The organism is Cellvibrio sp. PSBB023 (genome assembly GCF_002007605.1).
Classification (GTDB): Bacteria; Pseudomonadota; Gammaproteobacteria; order Pseudomonadales; family Cellvibrionaceae; genus Cellvibrio.
In genome coordinates, this window is record NZ_CP019799.1 from 1,776,185 (window position 1) to 1,799,628 (window position 23,444).

The 23,444-nt window shown below is 47.4% G+C and carries 17 protein-coding genes; 6 read left to right on the top strand and 11 right to left on the bottom strand.

What is annotated here, in order from left to right; genetic code table 11:
• Positions 1 to 45: 45 nt before the first annotated feature.
• The 7 genes from B0D95_RS07935 to B0D95_RS07965 all read right to left on the bottom strand — a co-directional run bounded on the left by B0D95_RS07935 (position 46) and on the right by B0D95_RS07965 (position 10,577).
• Positions 46 to 1,161, bottom strand: coding sequence for a phosphoserine transaminase (locus tag B0D95_RS07935; RefSeq protein ID WP_078043395.1), 1,116 nt, complete (start codon positions 1,159 to 1,161; stop codon positions 46 to 48).
• A 458-nt stretch (positions 1,162 to 1,619) separates the two neighbouring features.
• Positions 1,620 to 3,176: a tryptophan halogenase family protein gene (locus tag B0D95_RS07940; RefSeq protein ID WP_078043396.1), complete on the bottom strand. Its 1,557-nt coding sequence runs from the start codon at positions 3,174 to 3,176 to the stop codon at positions 1,620 to 1,622.
• 144 nt (positions 3,177 to 3,320) lie between these two features.
• Positions 3,321 to 4,802 carry a tryptophan halogenase family protein gene (locus B0D95_RS07945; protein ID WP_078043397.1) on the bottom strand — a complete coding sequence of 494 codons (1,482 nt, stop codon included), beginning with the start codon at positions 4,800 to 4,802 and terminating at the stop codon, positions 3,321 to 3,323.
• Positions 4,803 to 4,849: 47 nt separating this feature from the next.
• Entirely contained in the window at positions 4,850 to 5,569 is a 720-nt protein-coding gene (locus B0D95_RS07950; RefSeq protein WP_078043398.1) for a SapC family protein, read from the bottom strand.
• Between the two features lie 172 nt (positions 5,570 to 5,741).
• Positions 5,742 to 8,792: a TonB-dependent receptor gene (locus B0D95_RS07955; RefSeq protein ID WP_168172422.1), complete on the bottom strand. Its 3,051-nt coding sequence runs from the start codon at positions 8,790 to 8,792 to the stop codon at positions 5,742 to 5,744.
• Positions 8,793 to 9,180: 388 nt separating this feature from the next.
• A complete protein-coding gene (gene ung, locus B0D95_RS07960) occupies positions 9,181 to 9,864 on the bottom strand; it encodes a uracil-DNA glycosylase (protein WP_078043400.1) in 684 nt (227 codons plus the stop codon).
• 110 nt (positions 9,865 to 9,974) lie between these two features.
• Complete coding sequence (locus B0D95_RS07965; RefSeq protein WP_078043401.1) at positions 9,975 to 10,577, bottom strand: peroxiredoxin; 603 nt, start codon at positions 10,575 to 10,577, stop codon at positions 9,975 to 9,977.
• A gap of 360 nt (positions 10,578 to 10,937) precedes the next feature.
• On the opposite strand from B0D95_RS07965, the gene B0D95_RS07970 reads away from it, so the two are divergent.
• Positions 10,938 to 11,147 (top strand): bacterioferritin-associated ferredoxin, encoded by a 210-nt coding sequence (locus tag B0D95_RS07970; RefSeq protein WP_078043402.1) that lies wholly within the window; start codon positions 10,938 to 10,940, stop codon positions 11,145 to 11,147.
• Between the two features lie 163 nt (positions 11,148 to 11,310).
• A complete protein-coding gene (gene bfr, locus B0D95_RS07975; protein WP_078043403.1) occupies positions 11,311 to 11,787 on the top strand; it encodes a bacterioferritin in 477 nt (158 codons plus the stop codon).
• An 84-nt stretch (positions 11,788 to 11,871) separates the two neighbouring features.
• Here bfr and B0D95_RS07980 read toward each other — a convergent pair whose 3' ends face one another.
• Together B0D95_RS07980 and B0D95_RS07985 are read right to left on the bottom strand one after the other, a co-directional pair.
• A complete protein-coding gene (locus B0D95_RS07980) occupies positions 11,872 to 12,702 on the bottom strand; it encodes a general secretion pathway protein GspB (protein ID WP_168172423.1) in 831 nt (276 codons plus the stop codon).
• A gap of 4 nt (positions 12,703 to 12,706) precedes the next feature.
• On the bottom strand, positions 12,707 to 14,395 hold the full coding sequence (locus tag B0D95_RS07985) for an ExeA family protein (RefSeq protein WP_078043405.1): 1,689 nt from the start codon (positions 14,393 to 14,395) through the stop codon (positions 12,707 to 12,709).
• 231 nt (positions 14,396 to 14,626) lie between these two features.
• Between B0D95_RS07985 and B0D95_RS07990 the strand changes: the two genes are divergently transcribed.
• Together B0D95_RS07990 and gcvP are read left to right on the top strand one after the other, a co-directional pair.
• Entirely contained in the window at positions 14,627 to 15,535 is a 909-nt protein-coding gene (locus B0D95_RS07990) for a family 16 glycosylhydrolase (RefSeq protein WP_078043406.1), read from the top strand.
• A 166-nt stretch (positions 15,536 to 15,701) separates the two neighbouring features.
• Positions 15,702 to 18,635 carry an aminomethyl-transferring glycine dehydrogenase gene (gene gcvP / locus B0D95_RS07995; RefSeq protein WP_078043407.1) on the top strand — a complete coding sequence of 978 codons (2,934 nt, stop codon included), beginning with the start codon at positions 15,702 to 15,704 and terminating at the stop codon, positions 18,633 to 18,635.
• Here the strand turns inward: gcvP and B0D95_RS20405 are convergent.
• Positions 18,595 to 19,014 (bottom strand): hypothetical protein, encoded by a 420-nt coding sequence (locus tag B0D95_RS20405; RefSeq protein WP_149867882.1) that lies wholly within the window; start codon positions 19,012 to 19,014, stop codon positions 18,595 to 18,597. The genes gcvP and B0D95_RS20405 overlap by 41 nt on opposite strands.
• Before the next feature lie 258 nt (positions 19,015 to 19,272).
• Between B0D95_RS20405 and B0D95_RS08005 the strand changes: the two genes are divergently transcribed.
• On the top strand, positions 19,273 to 21,504 hold the full coding sequence (locus tag B0D95_RS08005) for a cellulase family glycosylhydrolase (RefSeq protein WP_078043409.1): 2,232 nt from the start codon (positions 19,273 to 19,275) through the stop codon (positions 21,502 to 21,504).
• A 74-nt stretch (positions 21,505 to 21,578) separates the two neighbouring features.
• Here the strand turns inward: B0D95_RS08005 and B0D95_RS08010 are convergent, their stop codons facing one another.
• Complete coding sequence (locus tag B0D95_RS08010; RefSeq protein ID WP_094983835.1) at positions 21,579 to 22,127, bottom strand: TetR/AcrR family transcriptional regulator; 549 nt, start codon at positions 22,125 to 22,127, stop codon at positions 21,579 to 21,581.
• A 165-nt stretch (positions 22,128 to 22,292) separates the two neighbouring features.
• Here B0D95_RS08010 and B0D95_RS08015 point away from each other — a divergent pair, with 165 nt between their 5' ends.
• Entirely contained in the window at positions 22,293 to 23,435 is a 1,143-nt protein-coding gene (locus B0D95_RS08015) for an efflux RND transporter periplasmic adaptor subunit (RefSeq protein ID WP_210403694.1), read from the top strand.
• Positions 23,436 to 23,444: the final 9 nt, after the last annotated feature.

Here is a 23,444-nt window from a genome sequence, read left to right on the forward strand (position 1 = left end):
AAAAGGCCGTGTAAAAACACGGCCTTGAGAAAATAAACAGGCAAATCAGGCCGCTGTTGCTTGCTCATATGCCCAAGTCAACCAAGGCAGCAACGCCTCAAGGTCTGCTGCAGCCACTGTTGCACCGCACCAAATACGCAAGCCTGGAGGGGCATCGCGGTAGGCGCCAATGTCGTAGGCAACACCTTCTTTATCCAGCAATTTGATCATCGCCTTAACTTGCTCAGGTGTTGCCTTCAAAGTAAAGCACACACTGGTGTTTGACAGAGTCTCTGGCGTTTTTGCCAAAAAGTCGATCCAATCGTTCGCTGCAACAAACTTTTTCAACACCTCAAGATTGGCATTGGAGCGTGCGATTGTTTCTTTCACACCACCAATTGAACGCACCCAATCCAGTGCATCCAAATAATCTGCTACCGCCAACATGGAGGGCGTATTGATGGTATCGCCCTTGAAGATACCCTCCACCAATTTGCCACCACTGGTCATGCGGAACAATTTTGGCATTGGCCAGCTTGGCTTGTAGGTTTCCAGGCGCTCAACGGCGCGCGGGCTCAAAATCAACATACCGTGAGCGCCTTCACCACCCAGCACTTTCTGCCAACTGTAGGTGATTACATCAAGCTTTTCCCAAGACATATCCATGGCAAAAACAGATGAGGTTGCATCACAAATGGTCAACCCCTTGCGATCTGCAGGAATCCAATCGCCATTGGGAACTTTCACACCGGAGGTAGTACCGTTCCAGGTAAAGATAACATCGTTATCGAAGTTTACTTTGGACAAATCGGGTAGCAAACCATAATCCGCCTCATGCGCATTGACTGCCAATTTCAGCTCTTTGGTTGCATCGCTCAGCCAGCCCTTACCGAATGACTCCCATTGCAGTATGTCTACACCACGGGCGCCCAACAGCGACCACATTGCCATTTCAACAGCGCCGGTATCCGAACCAGGCACTACGCCAACACGATAACCTTCGGGTAATCCCAATAACTCAGCAGTATCTTCACAAGCGCGCTGTAGTGCGGCTTTACCAATGGTTGAACGATGCGAACGGCCCAGAGTGGAAATATCCAACTGCTCCAAACTGTAACCCGGACGCTTGCTGCAGGGGCCAGATGAAAAATTGGGGTTGTTTGGTTTTACTGCTGGCTTCATGGTAATCCTCTAGCTGACAGAAATAGCGGTTTGACGATGAAAATCGGCAAAACACGCACAACGGGGCTCACCCTTGTCCAAAACCCAGGGCAAACCCATAAAATTCGGGGCGTCGATTATGCCAGCTCATTACCAAATAACCTAGCTAGCGCTACGGGAATTGGGCGCAAAAAAAAGCCCTCTGAAACTCAGAGGGCGCAGGGAGACGTCGATGCATCAACCAGACATCGACGGTGAGAGAACCTAAATGCTCGAAACCAACGGGACAACTCCTTTGTCAGCCAAGCATCTCAATCAACTGAGATTACTTTAGGCTCAAATGACAGCGCTGTCAACAATAATATGAAAAGACATTCAAAAAATTGAATTCCCAATACAGCAGAACAAAAATTGAGCTATAAAAAACAAAACCAGTAACCCTATGAGCTACTGGCTGACCTGAGCGTTGTTCGGCTTGATTAAATTAATGGCATGCCATGCAGCATTACATGATCAATTAAATCGCGATTTGAAGGGAGACCAGCCAGAAATTTACGTGTTTTCTCAGCTGTTTCACGAATACGTGCCAGGGCTGTAGGCAAGTTATCGGAAGTGCGGGGCAACGCTGATGCATCCATTTTAAAACCCATGCCATAAAGCACATATTGATAACTAGCCGACGGAAAGATTTCTTCAACCTGAATAAAGTCATTGCGATGCGGGGGACGGCTCTTCCACAACACCAACAATTCGCGCAATCGATCAGGCAGAGCTTCCGGCGACGACATATCACGCCAATAATCTGAATCCCGGCGCTCTGTTAGCGCATAATGAAGCTTCAAGAAATCAATTATACGCTCCCAGCGATAACAGAAGACTTCATTGAAACGTTTTGCTACCACGCTCATCGCCGACCTATCGACAGGAAACTCCTCACAAATCATATTCATCGACAACTCAACAAGCGCTAGTGCAGATGCCTCAAGCGGCTCAATGAAGCCGGCAGACATTCCCACAGCAACACAGTTTTTGTGCCAGAACTCCTGGCGATGCCCTGCCCTGATTGATAATTTTTTACTGGATAATGAGTCAGCAACAGCCGCACCAACACTCTTGGCAATGTGAGCTCGCAACTCTCGTTCTGCCTGCTCTTCTGAGATATAACCGCTGGAAAAAACATAACCAACACCGCGGCGTGATGACAAACCTATATCCCAAGTCCAACCCGCTGATTGAGCTGTCGCCACTGTACACGACTCAATAGGGCTATTTTTTTCAGGGTAAGGAACCTGCATGGCCAATGCAGTATCGTTCAACGACAGATGCTTTTTATCAACAAAAGGCACACCAAAGTGCTGTCCTAGCAATAAACAGCTGAGCCCCGAACAATCGATAAAAAGATCGCCACTTATAATACCGGTAGCCTTGGTATCGACAGCAGCGATATCACCATTGTCAGCAGAAACAACCTTGGTCACATGATCAAGAATATGTTTAACGCCCAGATTTGCAGTGCAATGTCGCTGCAAAATGACCGCAAACTTTCCTGCATCCAAATGATAGCCATAGTTAAGTACGCCTGCATATTCAGGGGTAGCAACCTGCTTTGGTGCGCAACCATGCTCAGCCACAACAAATTGAGAAGACACAATTTCAGCAAAAGGATGATCGGCAAATTTTGCCTGCCAGGCAGCTGCCAGATTACTCTCAGCATAACCATGGGGAATACTGAATGGATGATGGTAAACATCATCGGATGCGCCCGTTCTCCAACCTACGAATTTAGACCCCTGCTTAAACGAAACAAAACACTCGCGCACCAATTCGGTTTCAGAAATGCCGATTTTCCGTAACGTCGCACGCATAGAAGGCCACGTCCCCTCACCCACACCAATCGTATTCACGTCGGGTGATTCAATTAACGTAATCTCTATAGAGGACTCAGCATGTTTAAATTCTGCTGCCAACAACCCAGCTGCCAACCACCCGGCAGAACCACCACCGACAATAATTATTTTTTTTATGCTGTTACTCATCTTCAATATGCTTCCAATATAAATGTGTCAGCGCAATTTAAAGCCTTTGATCAATAATCACCTTGCAGATAATCTGCCTTGCTATAAAAGCAAAGTACATAATTCAGCCAAACCGTAAATGGATCAACAAACAGGAATAAATAGTTACTTTTCCATAGCGCAATATTGTGCAATAAACTCTTCATGCCCTGGCAATCGGGAGATATTATTTGCTACATGATCACGGAAACCCGTCATATACGCCCTAAACTCCATATCAGACATATTATCAACTATGGGCTGATAGTTTTCAGGTGTAAATCCCTGACCAATTAAAACTTGTGTCCAGCCATTTGTTCTAAACAGCTCATCCCCACCCAAAAAGACCATTCCGCTCTGGGTGAACATATCTATACGATGCCGAAGACTGTCTGGAACAGGCATGGTACGAACATGACGCCAAAATTCAGTATCGTTACGTCGAGTAGCATGATAATGAAGAATAATAAAGTCACGAATACTCTCAGCTTCTTCTTTGGACTGACGATTATACTCATCCACCAATACGCGCTGAACTCCTCGCAATGGGAATAAGCGCAGGAAACGAATTAAACCCGAGGTAACCATATGGATGCTGGTTGACTCCAGCGGCTCAAGAAATCCTGATGCCAAGCCGAGTGCAACACAGTTCTTATGCCAACCAAGCTTACGACGCCCTGTTGTAAATTGAATCAAGCGCGGCGCAGTCAACATTTCCCCTTCAAGATTTTCTGTAAGTGTTTTTTCTGCCCATATGCGGTCTGCATATTGACTAGAATAAACAAGTCCATTACCGGTACGATTCTGTAAAGGTATACGCCATTGCCAACCAAATTCGCGGGCAGTTGATGTGGTATAAGGGGTAGCAGGCTTCACTTTTGCTGTTTGTACAGCCAGTGCAGAATCACAAGGTAACCAATGCTGCCAATTCTCATAACCTGTCTTTAATGTTTCCTCAATTAATAATCCTCGAAAGCCACTGCAATCGATAAAAAAGTCCGCATCAATAGTCAAACCACTATCGAGATGTAGGCGCTGAACAAACCCGGATTCGACATCCTGCTCCACCCTCTCAATTTTTCCTTCATGACGAACAACGCCCAATCCCTCGCTAAATTTACGCAGAAATTTTGCATACAACCCAGCATCAAAGTGAAACGCATAGTTTAAAGCGGGATTTTCGCTGATTGAAAATTTTTCTGCACGTGCTGCCTCATGCTCCAAACAATATGCTCCAAAGGGAATGTTGAGGCCATTTTTTTTTGCTCGAGCCCAAAAATGCTGAAACTCTCCAGCCCAAAATATTCGCCCTACCTGACCAAAAGAGTGAATATAATCTTCACCTATCTCTCCCCAATCCTTGAAGTTTATTCCTAACTTAAATGTTGCATGGGTTGCACGCATCATTTCCACTTCAGGAATACCTATCAGCTTATGAAATGCAAGCATTGTTGGAATAGTTGCCTCACCAACGCCAACAACACCTATAGCGTCAGACTCTATCAAAGTAACGCTCACTTGACCTTGATAGATTTTTCCAACAGCAGCTGCAGCCAACCACCCAGCAGTTCCACCCCCGATAATTACAAGCTTCTTAATAGGCTGCATACTAACCTCTAGTATTTATATTTTTATAAAAAATTATCAATCGAAAACTATTTTTCAAACTCCGAATTTTTAATATCAACCATGCGCTGAATATTAGTAATTGACCCGATAATTAAATAAGCGTAGCGAAGTAATCCAGAGCGATGCAGCTTTACGATTTCATCATCAGGAAGTGCCAATAACCGCTCTTTGCTTAGGGTGGCATAGTTGGTATTTTTATAACTCGTACCATTCGAAAAAGCGGCCTCTATGGTAATTTTTTCGATTAAATTTAGCCGCTCAAACTCAACAAGCATCCGCTCTGCTTCAGCAACACCTTCATGCAATACTGACAATACGGTTGTAATGTGCTCCAAAAATGGCGAATTACCGCCATGACGCAAAAATAACGCTTCTCCATCACCATTGATTGAAATACGGGGACTATCCAAGTCGACATTAACAACAGGCTCTATACTGCCACTCATATGCTCCTGCATACCAATCACAAAGGGTTCACGCTCAATAACAGCAGGAACATAGGGAACACGCCAGTTATGGTCTGTTAAAAATAAATTTTCATTGGCGTTAAAGCCAAAAAGCACGATAGTCAACCAGCCACTATTTTCATTTTTTTGAAATAAAATTGGATAGTACTTCTGCAGCTCATTAAATTCTGTTGGATACACCGCACACCCGCCAACAGCATCTCCAAGATCAGCCCCCCTACGCGTAATCACCCTCAAATCTTTGTGTGAAATATTATTGAGCACTTGATATCTAGCCATTTACCGCCCCTTTATCCAAATACTGTAAGCAGAGCAAAATACATACTTTTCACTCTTACACAGTGAAAGTAAACCACTTTTTGTAATATGCATAAAATCAGAAAATAATGATTATAAAAAAAGCCGCTGTTCCCAGCGGCTTTTTTTGGATATTGCTAAGTTACGCTCTCAATCAGAAAGTGTAACGCAAGCCAACTTGATAACGAGCCCCCAGATCCTCCAAAGACAGTAACTGCGCCTTTGAACGCCCATGTGTACGATAGTTTTCGCCAGTAATATTGATGCCCTCTGCCGTTAAGGTCAAATTATCATTAATCTCATAACCAATTGAGAGATCAATTTGTGCGTAATCTTCAACGTATTCTGGCTCATTACCACTACCAACAGTTCGGCTTTCCAAGAAGCTATCACGCCAGTTATAAGCGATACGAATTTGCAGCGCATCCTTATCATAAAAAGCCACCACGTTTGCAGTATCAGACAAGCCTGTCATAGCGAACTGGCCGCCAGTCACCAAATTGTCATAGCCGATATCTGAGTCAACCATAGTGTAGTTGGCTTGAACACCAAAACCTGAGTCACCAAACCAATGTTGTGCGGCAAACTCTATACCGTCAATAACAGCAGATTTATCATTAACCGGCTTGTTAACATTCCAAATCAACAATGGATCATTATCGTCAGCACGCACCCAACGACCATTTGATGAAATGTATGCAGGAGCAGAGTTTGCGAGAACATATGCGTGTAAGTCTGCTTCGTTAGTCTGGGGAATGCCACTATTGACAGCCAAATCCCCCAAACGCACATCACGCAATCCGTAAGCGTTCTCTTTAAATATCTGAGTTCCAATGAAACCATCTACGTCTTTACGGAAATATCCCACAGACAAATAACTATCATCAGTGTAATACCATTCTGCAGAGATATCAGTATTGAATGATTCCATCGGCTTTAAGCCTGGATCACCAGCATTAGCTCCGCGATTAAGCAAATTACCCAAACCAACATCAGGACGTAAATCGACATAAGATGGACGACCAATAGTCTCGCTGAGCGATGCACGTAACTTTAAGCTATCAAAGAAGGTAATATCAAAGTCCAAGTTAGGTAGCAAATAGTCATACGAACCTGTTTTATATTGCAGGGTTTTTTCTGGCGACAACTGTACTGACCAGTCATTATCACTTTCCCACCAGAGTATGACAGGCTCATTAACCAATGAACTTGAGCTAACATCCGTCTCTTCGTAACGCAAGCCAACCAATAAGTTAGATTCCAAACCAGCAATATCAAAATTAGAATGGAATTGACCATAGAATGATGTGCTTTCTTCTTCAATAGTACGGTTAGTAGCGTAAATATTATTCCACTGAACTTTACCATTTACAAAACCATAAAAGTCAGCTGAATTATTTCCTTGAGAGTTAATAAACTCAGCAGTTTCAATTAATTTGAAGATATTCGCATCAACACCAGTAAACCATAAGTCACTATTTGTTGTTGAACCATAATCAGGGAAGTCTTTACCAAAATCACGGCTTTCAAAATACTGATCAGGGAATAAACTTGGGTCGACACCATCCCAGTTACCAACACCTTGACGATTATCTCCAGATGCACGACTAGTATTTATATCTTTACGCTGTTCAAATCCAAACTTGATGCCAGCATTTTCAAAGAAACCAGAACCATTAAACTTGTACTCACCAAACAGTTGAATCTGATCAATCTCAGTACGCGTATTTGAACGAAGATTATTTGTCATTGCACCACTGACATCACCACCATCAATCACACCATTACAATTACCATTTACATAACGATGAGTTTCAACGCCATCATCTGTTCCTCTCACACGCTCGTAACAATCATCAAAAGTTACGCTCATCAGCGGCATTTCTTTTGACCAATCAACAAACTCGCTTGTGACGATATTCGCATTGAGGCCCATATCTGCAATAGTAGAAAGGTTTTCTGCACTTGAACGATGATAATCCAAACCAAACTTCAGTTGTTCATTAACATCATAAGCTAAATTCAAACCAACAGAATTATTTTGTGTCAACGAGTTCAATTGAGAGCCTGCAAACGACACATCTTTCCATACATCGTTAGGCTGAGTGAAGGGATTACTATCTGTACCACGGCCAACCCTATTAAAATACTGTTCACGGTAAAGAATAGGAGTTTTTACTGCACCATTATCAAATGTTAATTCAGAAATAGCATCCTGATTAAACCACACAGATTGCTGCGCACGATCAGAAGTACGATCTAACTCAGAGAAAGTGTAATCCAAGGTTGCTGTCAATTGATCAACAGGCTTGAATTGAACCACTGCCTGCACATTGGAGCGCTCACGCTTGTTATCTTGAACTTCATAGCGCAAATCACTTGGTCGCGACCACAACTGATCAACAGCCGGCGCATTATTAATAACAACGCCATCACCGCCATTGACAAAATTATCAGTGGTATCTGCCGTCCAAGCCTCGGTAGTCCAATTATTTACAAAGTTATTAGCATTAGAGCTATCGCGACGCTGGTAAGACCCAGAAAGCGCTACACCAAAAGTATCATTATCATTAACCCACGAAAACAGGCCTGATGCTTCTGGAGTAATTTCTGCACCAGCACCTGAACGCACTGTTTCATCCTGAATCGCTTTAACACCAATAGTCGCACGCTCACCGGCTTCTAATGGGCGTAACGTTTTAATATTGATAGTTGCCCCCAAACCACCAGTAGCCACATCAGCACGACCAGTCTTGTACACCTCAACACCAAATACGGATTCAGATGCCAAGTTGGCAAAGTCAAATGCACGAGTAGCAGAGTCACCTGCATCACTGTTAGCAACAGCAGGCATAACGCGACCATTCAAGGTCACCATATTTAACTCTGCGCCTATACCACGTGCAGTTACACGAGAACCTTCACCATCAGAGCGATTAATAGAAAGGCCAGTGATACGCTGTAACGATTCTGCAAGGTTAGTATCAGGCATCTTACCGATATCTTCGGCAGAGATAGCATCAACAACGCCCACTGCATTACGTTTTGTATCCATTGACTGAATAACCGATGCACGGATACCCGTTACCATTACCTCTTCGAGTTGAGTGTCTTGTTGTGCCAAGACTATTCCACTCATACCGGCAGCAACCGAAGCCACTGCAGTAGCTAACATTTTCTTTTTAAAGCTTATTGTGTTGTACATGGAGCCCTCTCCTGTAATTATCGTCGGGATTATTTTCCGGTACTCAGATGCCTGAAATACATACCATAAGGGTCGCACTTCAAACATTTTCGCCCCAATCACTGCAGGCGAATCCACTCTCTCAAGCTTTAGCATTAGTTATAAAACTGTTTGCTTGACCTTAGCCGAGATTTTCAAATACAAAAACTGTTAATTTTATTTTTTACTAATAAACACCAAAAATAGGATTTCAGCCGCCAATTTATTCTATTTTTGTTAACTGAGGCCAAAACTACCCCTATGTGACAGCGCTGTCAATCTATTGAAAAATAACTTTACATATATTGTTAAAACAATAATTAGCGACAACTTATAGTCAAAAAGACACAAAAAAGGAAAGTGATATCGGTTACAACTGCCAATTGATAGGAGATTTCCCCATTGACTGTAAATAGTGATTGGCTTGGGAGAAATGCCCGCAACCGATAAAGCCACGGTGGGCCGATAGGGGCGATGGATGGGGTGCCTTGAGCACCAGATGTTTTTGGTGATTGATGAAAACAGCTTTCTTCTGGGCATAGCTGCCCCACAACAGGAACACAACGCCTGTGCATTCCTGATTGACGAGCTGAATAGCCTTATCGGTGAATTGTTCCCAGCCCTGCCCTTGATGCGATCCGGCATTGGCTTGTTGCACCGTCAAGGTAGCATTAAGCATTAACACACCTTGATTTGCCCATGACTGCAGGCAGCCGTGCCCCGGATGCTGAAATCCCAGATCCCGGTGCAGCTCCTTAAACATGTTTTGCAACGATGGAGGCACTTGTACACCAGGCTGTACCGAGAAACACAAACCATGCGCTTGATTAGGGCCGTGGTAGGGATCCTGGCCAAGGATAACAACCTTTACCTGATCAAGAGGTGTGCTGTTGAAAGCGTTAAAAATATTTCTGGATTCGGGATAAATGATCTTACCCTGCTGCTTTTCCGCAAGCAAAAACGCCTTCAGTTGCTTCATGTAAGGCTGCTCAAATTCCGGCGCCAGATGATCAAGCCAACTAGGATGAAGATCTATCTTTTTAGTAGTCGCCATGGTTATTCGCCTCCAAAGTCACACAACATCACGCAGCAGCCAAACATTCATTCAATAAAAAGCCCGGCACAGGCCGGGCTTTTTACAAGACTTGGCGCTAAAAGTAAAACTTAGAGCTTGTCAGCGTTTTCAGCCAAGTACTTGGCAACACCTTCTGGTGATGCATCCATACCTTTGTCACCATCTTTCCAGCCAGCAGGACAAACTTCACCGTGTTGCTCATGGAAAATTAACGCGTCTACAGTACGAATGGTTTCATCAATGTTACGGCCGATCGGCAGGTCATTAACGATTTGTGAACGCACCACACCCGCTTCGTCAATGATGAAAGTGCCACGGAAAGCCACACCATCAGCAGATTCTACGTCGAAAGCCTTAGCGATTGAGTGAGTGATATCAGCAACCAGTGTGTAACGAACAGGACCGATACCGCCTTCGTTTACTGGCGTGTTACGCCATGCGTTGTGGGTGAATTGTGAGTCGATAGAAACACCAATCACTTCTACATTGCGCTTTTTGAACTCTTCTACGCGATGGTCAAATGCCAACAGCTCTGAAGGACATACAAAGGTGAAGTCCAGTGGGTAGAAGAATACCACTGCTTTTTTACCTTTGGTGGCGGCAGCAAAATTGTAACCGTCTACGATCTCACCGCTCGCCAATACTGCTGCTGCAGTAAAGTCAGGTGCTTTTTTACCAACTAATACGCCCATATCTAATCTCCTAATGGTTGATAACTCAATTGGGGGGAACAGGAATCGGAGGCTTCAGGTTATTCACACTGTGTGAACGTTTGATGGCCAGTTATTGATTACCCGTTATTTGTCGATAGTGCGTCGCTATCATACACAGCCACAGTCCAGTGTCCCATTGATTTTCTATATGACTATTCCAAAACTGAGGCTATTGAGCGCCTGCTGGCACATTAATTAACCTACAAGTTATAAAAACCAATAACAACACATTCCAAATAAGAATTTATATCACAAGCTGTTGACAGGGATTCTCATCAGACTTAAAGTTCTATTCGCGATACCAAGATCGCTTTCTGAACAACTTTGTGGAAGTGTTTTATGTACGTTTGTGTATGCAAAGGCATAACCGATAGACAAATCAAAGCTGCCATAAATGATGGGGCGAGTTCCTTAGGGCAATTACGCAAAGCCTTGGGCGTTGCCAGCCAATGCGGCAAGTGTTCAGTTATGACGCGTGAAATTCTGGACGAAGCCCTGAGCGAAACACCAATGATCAATGGCTTACCGCAATTCTATGCCGCCGCATGAGCCCTCGGCGCATAGCACCAGATACTGAAATAGAATCTAAATCATTACCATTTTTAGTATTTTTTCCTTCCACATCAAACACTTAGATAACTCTAATTGCTTGACATAGCCTCTTGGGGCGACCAGACTCTCCTTTTGTTATTTGCGTATTAAGGAGCACTCCATGAAAGGCGATCCACAGGTCATAGCCGTATTAAATAAAGTCCTTGGAAATGAGCTGGTTGCAATCAACCAATATTTCCTACATTCACGTATGTACAAAGATTGGGGCCTCAAAGAGCTGGCTGATCATGAGTACCACGAATCGATTGACGAAATGAAACACGCTGATGCTTTGGTTGAGCGTATTTTGTTTTTGGAAGGTTTACCCAACCTGCAAGACCTGGGCAAATTGCACATTGGTGAAGACACCCTGGAAATGCTCAAATCCGACCTAAAGCTGGAACTGAAAGCTATTCCAGATTTACGTGATGGCATTCTTATTTGTGAAGGGGTGCGCGATTTTGTGAGCCGCGATTTGCTGAAAAGCATCCTTGAATCCGAAGAAGAACACGTTGATTGGCTCGAAACACAACTATCACTGATTGATACCGTTGGCCTGCAGAATTACCTGCAAACCAAAATGGGATCAACTGCCTGATAACTCAGCTCTGTCTTGTGTAAAAAAGGAGCCTGATGGCTCCTTTTTTATTTAATGATGGAAGCTGAGATAACTTGACCGCGATTACATATTAATCCAGCCGTTCAGTGCACGCAGCTTGAATACTTTATCGCCGTGTTTGAGTACCACACCATCCACCAGAATGTCTTGCACGACGAACTGTCCGGTAGCAACCAGGTTGCCCACTCCCAAGGTTTGCCCGTTGATCACGACACTGCTGATACCACCGGCAAGATAATCGTGCCGTTGATAGCTGATGGTCGGCATTTTCTGCTTGGTGTTCCAAGGTAGCTCATTAAAATCCTGAATATGGGTCATGCTGTCAAAAGTGCGCGCAGGCTCACGCACGACTTCCACGGGTGGTACTGCTTCAGGCGTTACTGGCACACTGGCAAAAGGGTCTATAACTGATTCAGAGCCAACCGACTCTTCAACGGCATAAAGCTGATTCACGTCGGCTTCCACGGTGGGTGGTGCAGTCTCGTCAGCGTAGAGGCTTTTAACATCATTTGCTGCGACAGCATTGTGCTCCGGCGCTATAGCTGCAGCACTAGCCAAACGGGTTATGGCTTGGTTACCCGCCGTTGTTGGCGCTGCTTGAGTGGCCACTCCTGACTGCCCCACAGGCACAGCCGGTGTTGTTGGCGGAACTTGCACTACCTCGGGGACGGTAGGGGCAACGGCAGGCGGCGGATCGCCAGCAGCCAACCAACGCCATAAAACCACCGCGGCCAACAGCATAATCACACCTGCAGCAACCAACCAGATCCATGAGCGGGATGCCTTGTCCGGCTCCAGCATCAATGGGCGATGCTGGGTATTCAAATCCGGCACCGGGGTTTGGTTTTTTCGTTCGGTATCTGCGCGATTGAGGGCATCCAGAATGAGTGACATAGAACTACAGCCCTTGTGTTGCCAAACCTTGCGCATCCAGCAGCGCAGGTATTTTTTGTTCATCCAACTGGACAAGTGGCTTATCCACCCCCAGCACTTCATTGAGACGGCGTAGCGTCTGGGCGCCAATCACACCGTCCGGCAAGATATTTTGTGTGCGTTGGAACAGCTCCACCCGTTTTTTGAGTTTTTCGGTAAAAAACTGGCGCGTCAAGGGGGCAGGCTGTTGGTCGAGGCGAGCGAATTGCTCTGCCACCCAGGTCACCAAATCGCTTTTATCACCCATCTGCAGACTTTTCTCAAACCCTTGCGGTCGCGACCAGACATAGAAGAAATCGCCTGTCCAAAGTGGCGCCAACTCCCGCCAGGGAATGATTTTTTCGGCACCGTTTTCAATAATCAGTGCATAGTTTTCGCTCAGCCCGGCGACCATTAAGTACACCCATTTTTTATCAGGCGTAGCCAGTGTCATTAAGCCCGGGCGATTGATGTCCCTCAGCTCATCCCAGGAAGCAAGGCGTACTTTTTCGCAGCTGTAGTTCACAGTAGTAGAGGCAAGGCAAGGATTGGACATATCGCCTACAGCAACCGCGAGATGATCAAACAGTACCAACTGCGCTGCGACCAAATCCCGGGTTGCCAGAGTGATTAAGGGGGATTGATCGACAGATGATATTGACTCACTGGATAGGCTACTTGCAGCAGCGCTGGATAGTGATGCAGAAGACGCCACCTCCGCGCCAGCAGCCAATGCTGCCGTATTGGTAGATCGATCATCCGGTAGCAGGAACCAAACTGCAGCCATGATTACCGCTACAGCAACTACCAATAAGGCATGCCATGAGGTACGTACAGCAGCGACTTTTTCTTCTTGTTGGGTAGCAGTACCAGCAACTTCTTTCGTGGCGGCCGCAAAGATCTGCTTGTCGATATGGTGTTGATTTTGCGCGTAGGCACCCAGTAATAAACGCTCACTGAGCACATTGATCAAACGGGGAATACCGCCGCTAAACCCATGGATTTTTTTAATAATCGCATCGCTAAATGGCCGCTGATGGTCCGGCAAGCCAGCGATTTTCAGGCGGTGGTGGATATATGCCTTGGTTTCTGCAGGTGTGAGCGCCTCCAGGTGAAAGCGCGCGGTAATCCGCTGGGATAATTGTCGCAACGCCGGACGCGCCAGGAGCTTTTTTAACTCCGGTTGCCCGATCAGCATAATCTGCAAGAGTTTTTCCGTGGTGGTTTCAAGGTTGGTCAGTAAGCGGATTTGCTCCAGAACCGGCACTTTTAACAGCTGCGCCTCATCAATCAGCAACACGGTTTTTCGCCCTTTACGGTGATTATTGAGCAAAAACTCATTCAAGGCATCGGTGAGGCTTTTTACGGTAAGTTCATCGCTGATATAACTCACGCCCAACTCATCACAAATCGTGGAGAGCAACTCGGGCGCATTGGCGGTGGGGTTCAAAATAATGGCGATGTCGGTGTTGTCAGGCAACTGTTCCAGCAAACAGCGAACGATGGTGGTTTTACCGGTTCCCACTTCCCCGGTCAGCATCACAAAACCGCCGTTCTGGATGCCGTATAAAAGGTGCGCCAATGCCTCCCGGTGCTGATCGCTCATAAAGAGGTAGCGCGGGTTAACGGCAATGGAAAAGGCGGGCTCTTTGAGTCCAAAAAAGTCGTGATACATAGGGTAGAAACACGCAGTTATTATGCTTGGCTCAGCGGGCTGGAATCATAACAGGCCAATGCGCGCTTTCGCAGCTTATTAAAGTGGGACATTTTCACACCGGGTAGATCCCCCTGTCGAGGTTCCATTTTTTTAGCGTCCATCCCATGTTTGAGCCGCCCCTGAAACTGGCACACATTTCATGGAGCGGTGTGCAACCATGTCGGTACAACCACACGCCTTGAGGACATTATGACAAAAAGCCTGCCATTCCTGATTTCACTGTCGCTGTGTACAGCCTATGCCCACGGCGAGGATAACTTCATTGCTTACCCCGGATACAGCGGTAACTACGCGGGTTATACGCTAAAGGTAGATGAGCGCTTCAATCGTTTTAATAGTGGCCTGTGGCAAAAAGGCGATGGCGCGGTGGGTCACGAATCTGCCTGCCGCTTTACACCACAAGGCGTACAGGTTGATAAAGGTGTGTTAAACCTGATCGTGAATAAAGAAGTAGTCCCAGCCAGTTGGTCAGAAAACCATCAACAACAAAAGCGCCAGTATGACTACTCTTGCGGTGAACTGCGTACCTTGCCGACCAAGGCAATCAAATACGGGCGTTTTGAAACACGGATGAAAACGCCGGCACGGGCTAGCGCCAGTGGGTATATTTCGTCTTTATTTACCTATACCAACACGGACACACCGCGCGAATGGGAGGAGATTGATATTGAACTGGAAGGTGGCAGGCCGGATAAGTTTCAAGCCAACCTGATTTACGGACTGGATGCCGCCAGTTGGACACAAACCCGGGATTGGGGTGCATGGGAAGATAAAATCCAAATAGGCCCGGTGGATGAATGGCGGGTATTCGCCATCGAGTGGACCCCCACTTTTATTAAATGGTATGTCGATGGGGCACTGGTAAAAACACTCGACCAGAGCCAACTCGATTGCAAACCTGCCTGCGCACCAGGACAGAAGAATCCGACGCCTATTCCCGATAACCTGACATCGCTCATGATGAATTTCTGGATCCCCAATGATGAGATTCAGGATGTCTTTGGCGGCAACAAAAAAGGCAATGTCTATCCCATGGTGACTCAATACGATTGGCTCCGTATTTACCAATTGGACGAACATCCGCTCACAAACTACTAAGCCACAGAATATCTACTCGGGGCAAAACACAGGTTTTGCCCTAAAAACCGCGCGTCGATTGCCCGCCAAGCACCAAATTGATACCATTGCCGCCTTTTTAAACAGGCACCCTCCAGCCTTCTCCCTCCGCATTTTTATTGTTGATTTCCTTATACAGAGAGCTTCTATGTCAGTTGATTTTCGCTCAGCTTCCCCTATTGATTTTCGTTCCGCTTCGCTAGGGGCTTTGGCGTATAACGACGAGTTTGTACAGCGTCATATCGGCCCGGATGCCCAACAAACCGCCGCTATGCTGGCAACCTTGGGTGTCAGCTCAGTCAAGGAGTTGATCGACAAAACTGTACCGGACAATATCCGCCTTAAAAACGAACTCAATCTGGGCGATGCCGTCAGTGAAGCCAATGCGCTAGCGCAGCTCAAAGCTATCGCCAGCAAAAACAAGATCTTCAAAAACTATATTGGTATGGGATATCACGATACCCATGTGCCACTCGTGGTGCTGCGCAACGTCTTGGAAAACCCGGGTTGGTACACGGCTTACACGCCCTATCAGCCGGAAATCGCCCAAGGTCGTTTGGAAGCACTGCTCAACTACCAGCAAATGATCATCGACCTGACCGGGATGGAAATGGCCAACGCTTCGGTATTGGATGAAGGTACCGCCGCCGCTGAAGCCATGGCGATGTGTAAGCGTCAAAACAAGAAAAGTAAATCCGACGTGTTTTTTGTGGATGCAGATACTCACCCGCAAACCATCGCTGTAGTTAAAACCCGCGCCGAACATTTTGGCTTTGAAGTCTTTGTTGCCAAGGCCGATGAACTGGCCAATGGTGACTACTTCGGTGCCCTGCTCTCCTACCCCGGCTCCAGCGGTCAGGTGCGCGATTTAACTGCCCTGATCGAAACGGCCCATAACAACAATGCGCTGGTGACGGTGGCATCGGATTTGATGGCGCTCATGCTGCTCAAATCACCCGGCGCCATGGGCGCAGACGTCGTCGTCGGCACCAGCCAACGCTTCGGTGTACCTATGGGCTTTGGCGGTCCACACGCCGGTTTCTTCGCTTTCCGCGACGCCTACAAACGCTCTGCTCCCGGCCGCATTATTGGTGTATCGATTGATGCACGCGGTAAACAAGCATTGCGTATGGCGATGCAAACCCGCGAACAACATATCCGCCGCGAGAAGGCCAACTCCAATATTTGCACCTCGCAAGTATTGCTTGCAGTGATGAGCGTGTTCTACGCGATTTACCACGGCCCCGACGGTTTGAAACGCATCGCTAACCGCATCCATCGTTTAACCGCGATTACTGCAGCCGCATTAAAAGCCAAAGGTTTTGGCATCACTAACAGCCAATTCTTCGACACCATTACCGTCAATGTTGGCGACAATCAAAAAGCGATTTATCAAGCCGCATTAAACGCCGAAATTAATTTACGTTTAGTGGGCAGCGATTCACTGGGCATCAGCCTGAATGAAACAACCTCTGCTGCCGATCTGGAAACGTTGCTCGCTGTGTTTGGTGTCGCCGGAATTGAACTAACATCCTTTGATGAGCAAGTGCTCGCCGGAAAAAACATCACCGCCAACAATGCAATTCCTGCCGACTTGTTGCGTAGCGATACCGTATTAACGCACCCAGTGTTCAATACCTATCACAGCGAAACCGAAATGCTGCGCTACCTAAAGCGTTTGGAATCCAAGGATATCGCACTGAATAACGCGATGATTCCGCTCGGCTCTTGCACCATGAAATTAAATGCAACCGCCGAAATGATTCCCGTCACCTGGCCAGAATTTGGCAAGCTGCACCCCTTCGCACCCATCGATCAAGCCGAAGGTTACAAAGCATTATTTGAAGAACTGCAAGAGATGCTCAAAGCCTGTACCGGTTACGATGCCATCAGCTTGCAACCCAACGCCGGTTCACAAGGTGAATACGCTGGCCTTGTGGCGATCAAAAAATATTTTGAAAGCAAAGGCGAAACCCAGCGCGATATTTGTTTGATTCCTGCATCCGCGCACGGCACCAATCCAGCATCGGCGCAAATGGTGAGTTACAAAGTGGTGGTGGTTGCCTGCGATAGCAAAGGTAACGTTGACCTTGAGGATCTTGCCGCAAAAATTGCAACCTACGAAAAACAAATCGCCTGCATCATGGTGACCTACCCATCCACGCACGGCGTGTTTGAAGAAGGCATCACCCAATTGTGTGACATGGTGCATGCCGTGGGTGCACAGGTGTATATCGATGGCGCCAACATGAATGCATTGGTAGGCGTTGCTGCGCCAGGAAAATTCGGTGGCGATGTATCGCATTTGAATTTGCATAAAACTTTCTGTATCCCACACGGCGGCGGCGGCCCAGGCATGGGGCCAATTGGCGTGGGCAAACATTTAGAGCCCTTCCTTGCCGCGCACCCTGTGCAAGCGGTTCCAGGTACTGATATCAACAACGGTACTATCTCTGCCGCACCTTGGGGCTCAGCCAGCATTCTGCCCATCAGTTGGATGTACATCAAAATGATGGGCGCAGTGGGTATGCGCCAAGCCACTGAATTTGCGATGCTTAATGCAAACTACGTCGCTAAAAAATTGGAAGCTGCGTACCCGATTTTGTACAAAGGCACTAACGGTTTTGTCGCGCATGAATGCTTACTGGATTTGCGTCCGTTAAAAGAAGCCAGCGGCATCAGCGAAGAAGATATCGCCAAACGCTTGATGGATTTCGGCTTCCACGCCCCTACCATGTCCTTCCCGGTAGCGGGCACACTCATGATCGAACCGACCGAATCAGAATCCAAAATCGAATTGGATAAGTTCATTGAGGCGATGCTGATCATCCGTAAAGAAATCGATCAAGTTATCAATGGTGAAATCGCAGCGGAAGCAAGTGCACTACACAATGCACCGCACACGCAAGATGACGTACTGGAAGAAAACTGGACGCGCGCCTACTCACGCGAAACGGCTGGCCGCCCTGCCCCTTGGTTGAAAAACCATAAGGTATGGCCAACGGTAAATCGCATCGACAACGTGTACGGGGACAGGAACCTCATTTGCTCATGCCCGAGCGTAGAAAACTATATGGAATAAAATTTTCTGTTGATAGCAAAAAACGGAATAAATAAAACGCATAGCGCCATACAAAAAAGCGACTCAACGTGAGTCGCTTTTTTTGTTTTAGCCGCCAAAGCAACCTACAGAAAACATTGTCATTAACCTTTATTTTTCCTTCATATTGGCAAGCGCAAGCCAAAAAATTTCCACGCAATATTTCGATGCTGTATCTGTCGGGATTTATTAAAAACATTGATTTTGACGACAACTTTTGTATTTCTATTCTTTTTGGCGCATCAGTCATCCGCAGGCGCAGGTTCAGTGCGAACCAGTCATCAGATACTTTAGTATTTTTCCCGTATAAATACGGCTCGTCCTGCAAGGCGGTTATAGCCAGTGTGTTTGGCACTCTCATAATAAAGATTACCGCTAGCCCCAAGATCGTGTTTTCAATCAACAACGTCGATGCTCGGGCGAGCCATTATCAATACAAAATGTGGTGACGATGGAGATCGTGAGAAGAGTTTTAGGCCTGGGTGATGACGTACCTGCCCGGCCTGGAAACCGGTGATCGCAAGTTCATTGCGGTCTTTGTCTCGCCTGCCTTAATACCAGCCGCGCATTCGCGCGCGCGGTGCATTGGCAGTCATCATAATAATTTGAGGATTGAATAATGGGACACGCGACATCTCCCTCCAATCGCTTTCCTGCTTCGTGCAAACGGGCGGTCAGCCTTCTCGGCGTCAGTATTGCGCTGGCCGCGTTTTCGAACGTTGCCGCCGCAGGTTGTGAATATGTAGTGACTAACAGCTGGGGTTCCGGTTTTACGGCGGCAATCCGTATTTCCAACACCAGCTCAACCGCAATCAACGGTTGGAATGTTAGCTGGCAATACAACACCAACCGTGTGACTAATTTGTGGAATGCCAACCTCTCTGGCAATAACCCTTACTCAGCATCAAACCTGGGTTGGAACGGCACTATACCGCCGGGCCAAACCGTTGAGCTTGGTTTTCAAGGCGTTACCAATGGCGGTGCGGTTGAACGGCCAACAGTGAACGGTGCAGCTTGTACTGGTGGTACACAGTCATCCAGTTCGTCCAGTGTATTAAGCTCGGCACCATCATCCAGCAGTGTCCGCTCAAGCTCAAGTTCTGCACCCAGCTCATCGTCCGTCGCCAGCGGCGGTCAATGTAACTGGTATGGCACCCTTTACCCATTGTGTACGAGCACTACCTCTGGCTGGGGTTACGAGAACAACAGAAGCTGTATTTCTTACGCGACCTGCGATGCACAACCAGACCCATTTGGCCCTGTCACTGGCTCATCCAGCTCATCGTCTGTGCGCTCATCCAGCAGTGTGCCAAGTAGCATCTCCAGCAGTTCATCGGTACGCAGCAGTTCATCCAGTTCTGTGATCTCCAGCTCCGTCAGTTCCAGCTCCGTGCGCAGCAGCTCCAGTGTGAGTTCGGTGTCATCAAGTTCGTCTTCTATTGGCGTACCGGGTAATGGCGTATTCCGTGTGAACACCCAAGGCAACCTGACAAAAGACGGTGATCCGTTACCAGCACGCTGTGGTAACTGGTTCGGCCTTGAAGGTCGCCACGAGCCGTCGAACGATGCCGACAACCCAAGTGGTGCACCACTGGAGCTGTACGTAGGTAATATGTGGTGGGTTAACAACAGCCAGGGTTCAGGTCGCACCATTCAGCAGACTATGACTGAGCTGAAACAGCAGGGTATTACCATGCTGCGTTTACCGATTGCTCCGCAAACACTGGAAACAAACAATCCACAAGGTATGGTCCCCAACTTGAAGAACCATCCGTCTGTACGTCAAACCAATGCACGTCAGGCGCTGGAGGATTTCATCAAGCTGGCTGATCAAAACAATATCCAGTTGTTTATCGATATCCATTCCTGTTCAAACTATGTGGGCTGGCGCGCAGGCCGTTTGGATGCACGTCCACCTTATGTGGATGCCAACCGCGTTGGTTATGACTTTACCCGTGAAGAATACTCCTGTTCTGCCACTGGCAACCCAAGCTCTGTTACCAAAATCCATGCGTACGACAAGGAAAAATGGTTGGCTAACCTGAGAGAAGTTGCGGGCCTGTCGGCGAAATTAAACGTGAGTAACATCATCGGTATCGACGTGTTCAACGAGCCTTACGATTACACTTGGGCAGAGTGGAAAGGTTTGGTTGAGGATGCCTACCAAGCGATCAACGAAGTGAACCCCAACATGCTGATTATTGTTGAAGGGATCTCAGGAAATGCTAACACTCAGGATGGGACACCAGACACCAAGGTTCCCGTTCCCCATGGCAACCCTGACCTGAACCCGAACTGGGGCGAAAACCTCTTCGAAGCAGGCACCAACCCGCTGAACATTCCTAAAGATCGCCTTGTGTTCTCTCCGCATACCTACGGACCTTCCGTATTTGTGCAGAAGCACTTTATGGATCCAACCCAAACCGAGTGTGAAGGGCTTGAAGGTGATGAAGCGGGCCATGCTGATTGCCGCATTGTGATCAACCCAACCCTATTGGAAGAAGGCTGGGAAGAGCACTTTGGTTATCTGCGTGAGCTGGGCTATGGCATCCTGATTGGTGAGTTTGGCGGCAATATGGATTGGCCAGGTGCGAAATCCAGTGCAGCAGACCGCGCACTCTGGAGCCATATCACCACTAATGTGGATCAACAATGGCAACAAGCAGCGGCTAACTACTTCAAGAAAAAGGGTATCAATGCCTGCTACTGGTCAATCAACCCCGAGTCAGCGGACACCATGGGCTGGTACTTAACCCCATGGGATCCTGTTTCCGCCACCACCAGTTGGGGACAATGGACCGGGTTTGATCCTCGCAAAACCCAGCTGTTGCATAACTTATGGGGGCTCTAAGATCTCTCTTTAGGTAGAGTACGTCCATAAAAAAACCGAGGTCGAAAGGCCTCGGTTTTTTATTGATGCCCCGTTTAGGCACCCGCTCCTTGCAAAAACATCCTCTCAATTAACTCCGCCATCCCTGCACGCGGCACACGCCCACGGCTCTCCGATTCAACCAGAGAAGTGGCGATGCCAAAAAAAATCTCATTCAATGCAACCGCGCTGATATCGATACGAAGCATTCCCTCTTGTTGGCAGCGCAGAAAAAAGTCATCGCAGGTTTTTTGGATATCCAGCCAACGCCTGTCCGGATTACTTTCATTCAGGAACTCTGGGCGAAAGTGAAAGATAAGGAATTGCGTAAGCTCTTTGGACTCCAAAAACCCTGCAATAAGCGCCTTAAACGCAGTATCCACTGGGGCCTGTTCAAGGTTGCAGTTCGCTATCGCCCTGCCGACGGTCACTGTTGCCTCATCTAATAAGCGCTCGATCAATGCCTCCCGCGTTGGACAAAACCGATACAGGGTTGCCTTGCTCACACCTACAGCCTTGGCTAGCTCCTGCAAATTGGCTCGTGGTCGATGTACCAGTGCCACCGCCAATTGAAGCAGTAAAGGGTCGATCGCTGTTGATGTCACAGTCTCTTCCTCTCTTTTAAATAAGACCGCCATTCTACGAGGCTAAATATCAATGTCCAGATGACACATATGAAATTAATTAAATTTAAATGAATCAATTTTGATTCATTTAAGGCTTTTATGTATTATGCGCCACCTTGGAATCAGTCTCACTGGAGTTCATTAATGATGAAACCTGTCTTTGCAAACATCAGCCTGGCCATATCGGGCCTAACCCTGTTGGCTGTACTCACCGGCTGCGGCGAACAATCGATACAACAGGGCGAGGGGTTGCCCCATCAGGTTGAGGTAGTCATCGCTGAACCTAAAGCCTTGTTAGTGACAGATTCATTGCCCGGCCGCGTCGTTCCCGTCCGGGAGTCCCAAGTGCGGGCACGAGTGGCAGGGATTGTGATGAAACGTCACTTTGAAGAAGGCAGCGACGTCACAGAGGGCCAATTGTTATTTGAACTGGATGCAGCTCCCTACAAAGTCGCTCTGGCAAAAGCGGCTGCAGAACTCGCGCGCACCGAAGCCTTATTTACTGATGCACAAACCAGGGCCGTACGCGCTGAAGATCTGGCCAAAGTAAAAGCGATCAGCGTGCAAGATCTGGATAGCGCCCGCGCAACATTAGCCAGTGCACGTGCCAGCGTACTGGCAGCCAAAGCCGATGTGGATAGTGCGACATTGAATCTGGGATATACACGTATTACAGCGCCTATTTCAGGGCGAATCGGCAAAGCATTGGTGACCGAAGGCATGCTGGTTGGCCAAAACGAAGCGACGGAAGTTGCACACATCCAGCAATTAAATCCGGTGTATGTGGATTTCTCTCACGCATTAAGTAACGAGTTGACCCGCCAGGAAGACAGCCGCACCGGCAAGCTGCTCGACGGCGATATTCTGGAAGCACGTGTAGAGGGAACCGGAATTCAGGTTAAAGGCAAACTGCATTTCACCGGCGCCGCCGTAGATCAAACGACCGGCACTATCGCCCTGCGCGGCGAGTTTCCCAACGACGATGGCCAACTATTGCCCGGCATGTATGTAACCGTGTTGACACGCTTACACAATCAACCCACTGCATTTCTCTTGCCGCAACGCGCTATCAGTCGCGGTGCCGATGGCAATCCGCAAGTCTTGATTGCCGGCAAAGACGGCGTAGAAGTACGCCCCATTCAAACCGGAAAAATGATCGGTGCCGAGTGGCACATTCTCTCCGGCCTTAATGCGGGCGATAAGGTCATTATCGGCGGTAGCACCACGCTGCAACCGGGTGACAAGGTTGAACCTGTAATCAAGCAACAATCCCACACCAGCACTTAATTGGGGACA

Coding starts and splice junctions, on each gene's coding strand:
- B0D95_RS07935 (WP_078043395.1), bottom strand. CDS start 1,161: ATGAAGCCAGCAGTAAAACCAAACAACCCCAATTTTTCATCTGGCCCC.
- B0D95_RS07940 (WP_078043396.1), bottom strand. CDS start 3,176: ATGAGTAACAGCATAAAAAAAATAATTATTGTCGGTGGTGGTTCTGCC.
- B0D95_RS07945 (WP_078043397.1), bottom strand. CDS start 4,802: ATGCAGCCTATTAAGAAGCTTGTAATTATCGGGGGTGGAACTGCTGGG.
- B0D95_RS07950 (WP_078043398.1), bottom strand. CDS start 5,569: ATGGCTAGATATCAAGTGCTCAATAATATTTCACACAAAGATTTGAGG.
- B0D95_RS07955 (WP_168172422.1), bottom strand. CDS start 8,792: ATGTACAACACAATAAGCTTTAAAAAGAAAATGTTAGCTACTGCAGTG.
- ung (WP_078043400.1), bottom strand. CDS start 9,864: ATGGCGACTACTAAAAAGATAGATCTTCATCCTAGTTGGCTTGATCAT.
- B0D95_RS07965 (WP_078043401.1), bottom strand. CDS start 10,577: ATGGGCGTATTAGTTGGTAAAAAAGCACCTGACTTTACTGCAGCAGCA.
- B0D95_RS07970 (WP_078043402.1), top strand. CDS start 10,938: ATGTACGTTTGTGTATGCAAAGGCATAACCGATAGACAAATCAAAGCT.
- bfr (WP_078043403.1), top strand. CDS start 11,311: ATGAAAGGCGATCCACAGGTCATAGCCGTATTAAATAAAGTCCTTGGA.
- B0D95_RS07980 (WP_168172423.1), bottom strand. CDS start 12,702: ATGTCACTCATTCTGGATGCCCTCAATCGCGCAGATACCGAACGAAAA.
- B0D95_RS07985 (WP_078043405.1), bottom strand. CDS start 14,395: ATGTATCACGACTTTTTTGGACTCAAAGAGCCCGCCTTTTCCATTGCC.
- B0D95_RS07990 (WP_078043406.1), top strand. CDS start 14,627: ATGACAAAAAGCCTGCCATTCCTGATTTCACTGTCGCTGTGTACAGCC.
- gcvP (WP_078043407.1), top strand. CDS start 15,702: ATGTCAGTTGATTTTCGCTCAGCTTCCCCTATTGATTTTCGTTCCGCT.
- B0D95_RS20405 (WP_149867882.1), bottom strand. CDS start 19,014: ATGAGAGTGCCAAACACACTGGCTATAACCGCCTTGCAGGACGAGCCG.
- B0D95_RS08005 (WP_078043409.1), top strand. CDS start 19,273: ATGGGACACGCGACATCTCCCTCCAATCGCTTTCCTGCTTCGTGCAAA.
- B0D95_RS08015 (WP_210403694.1), top strand. CDS start 22,293: ATGATGAAACCTGTCTTTGCAAACATCAGCCTGGCCATATCGGGCCTA.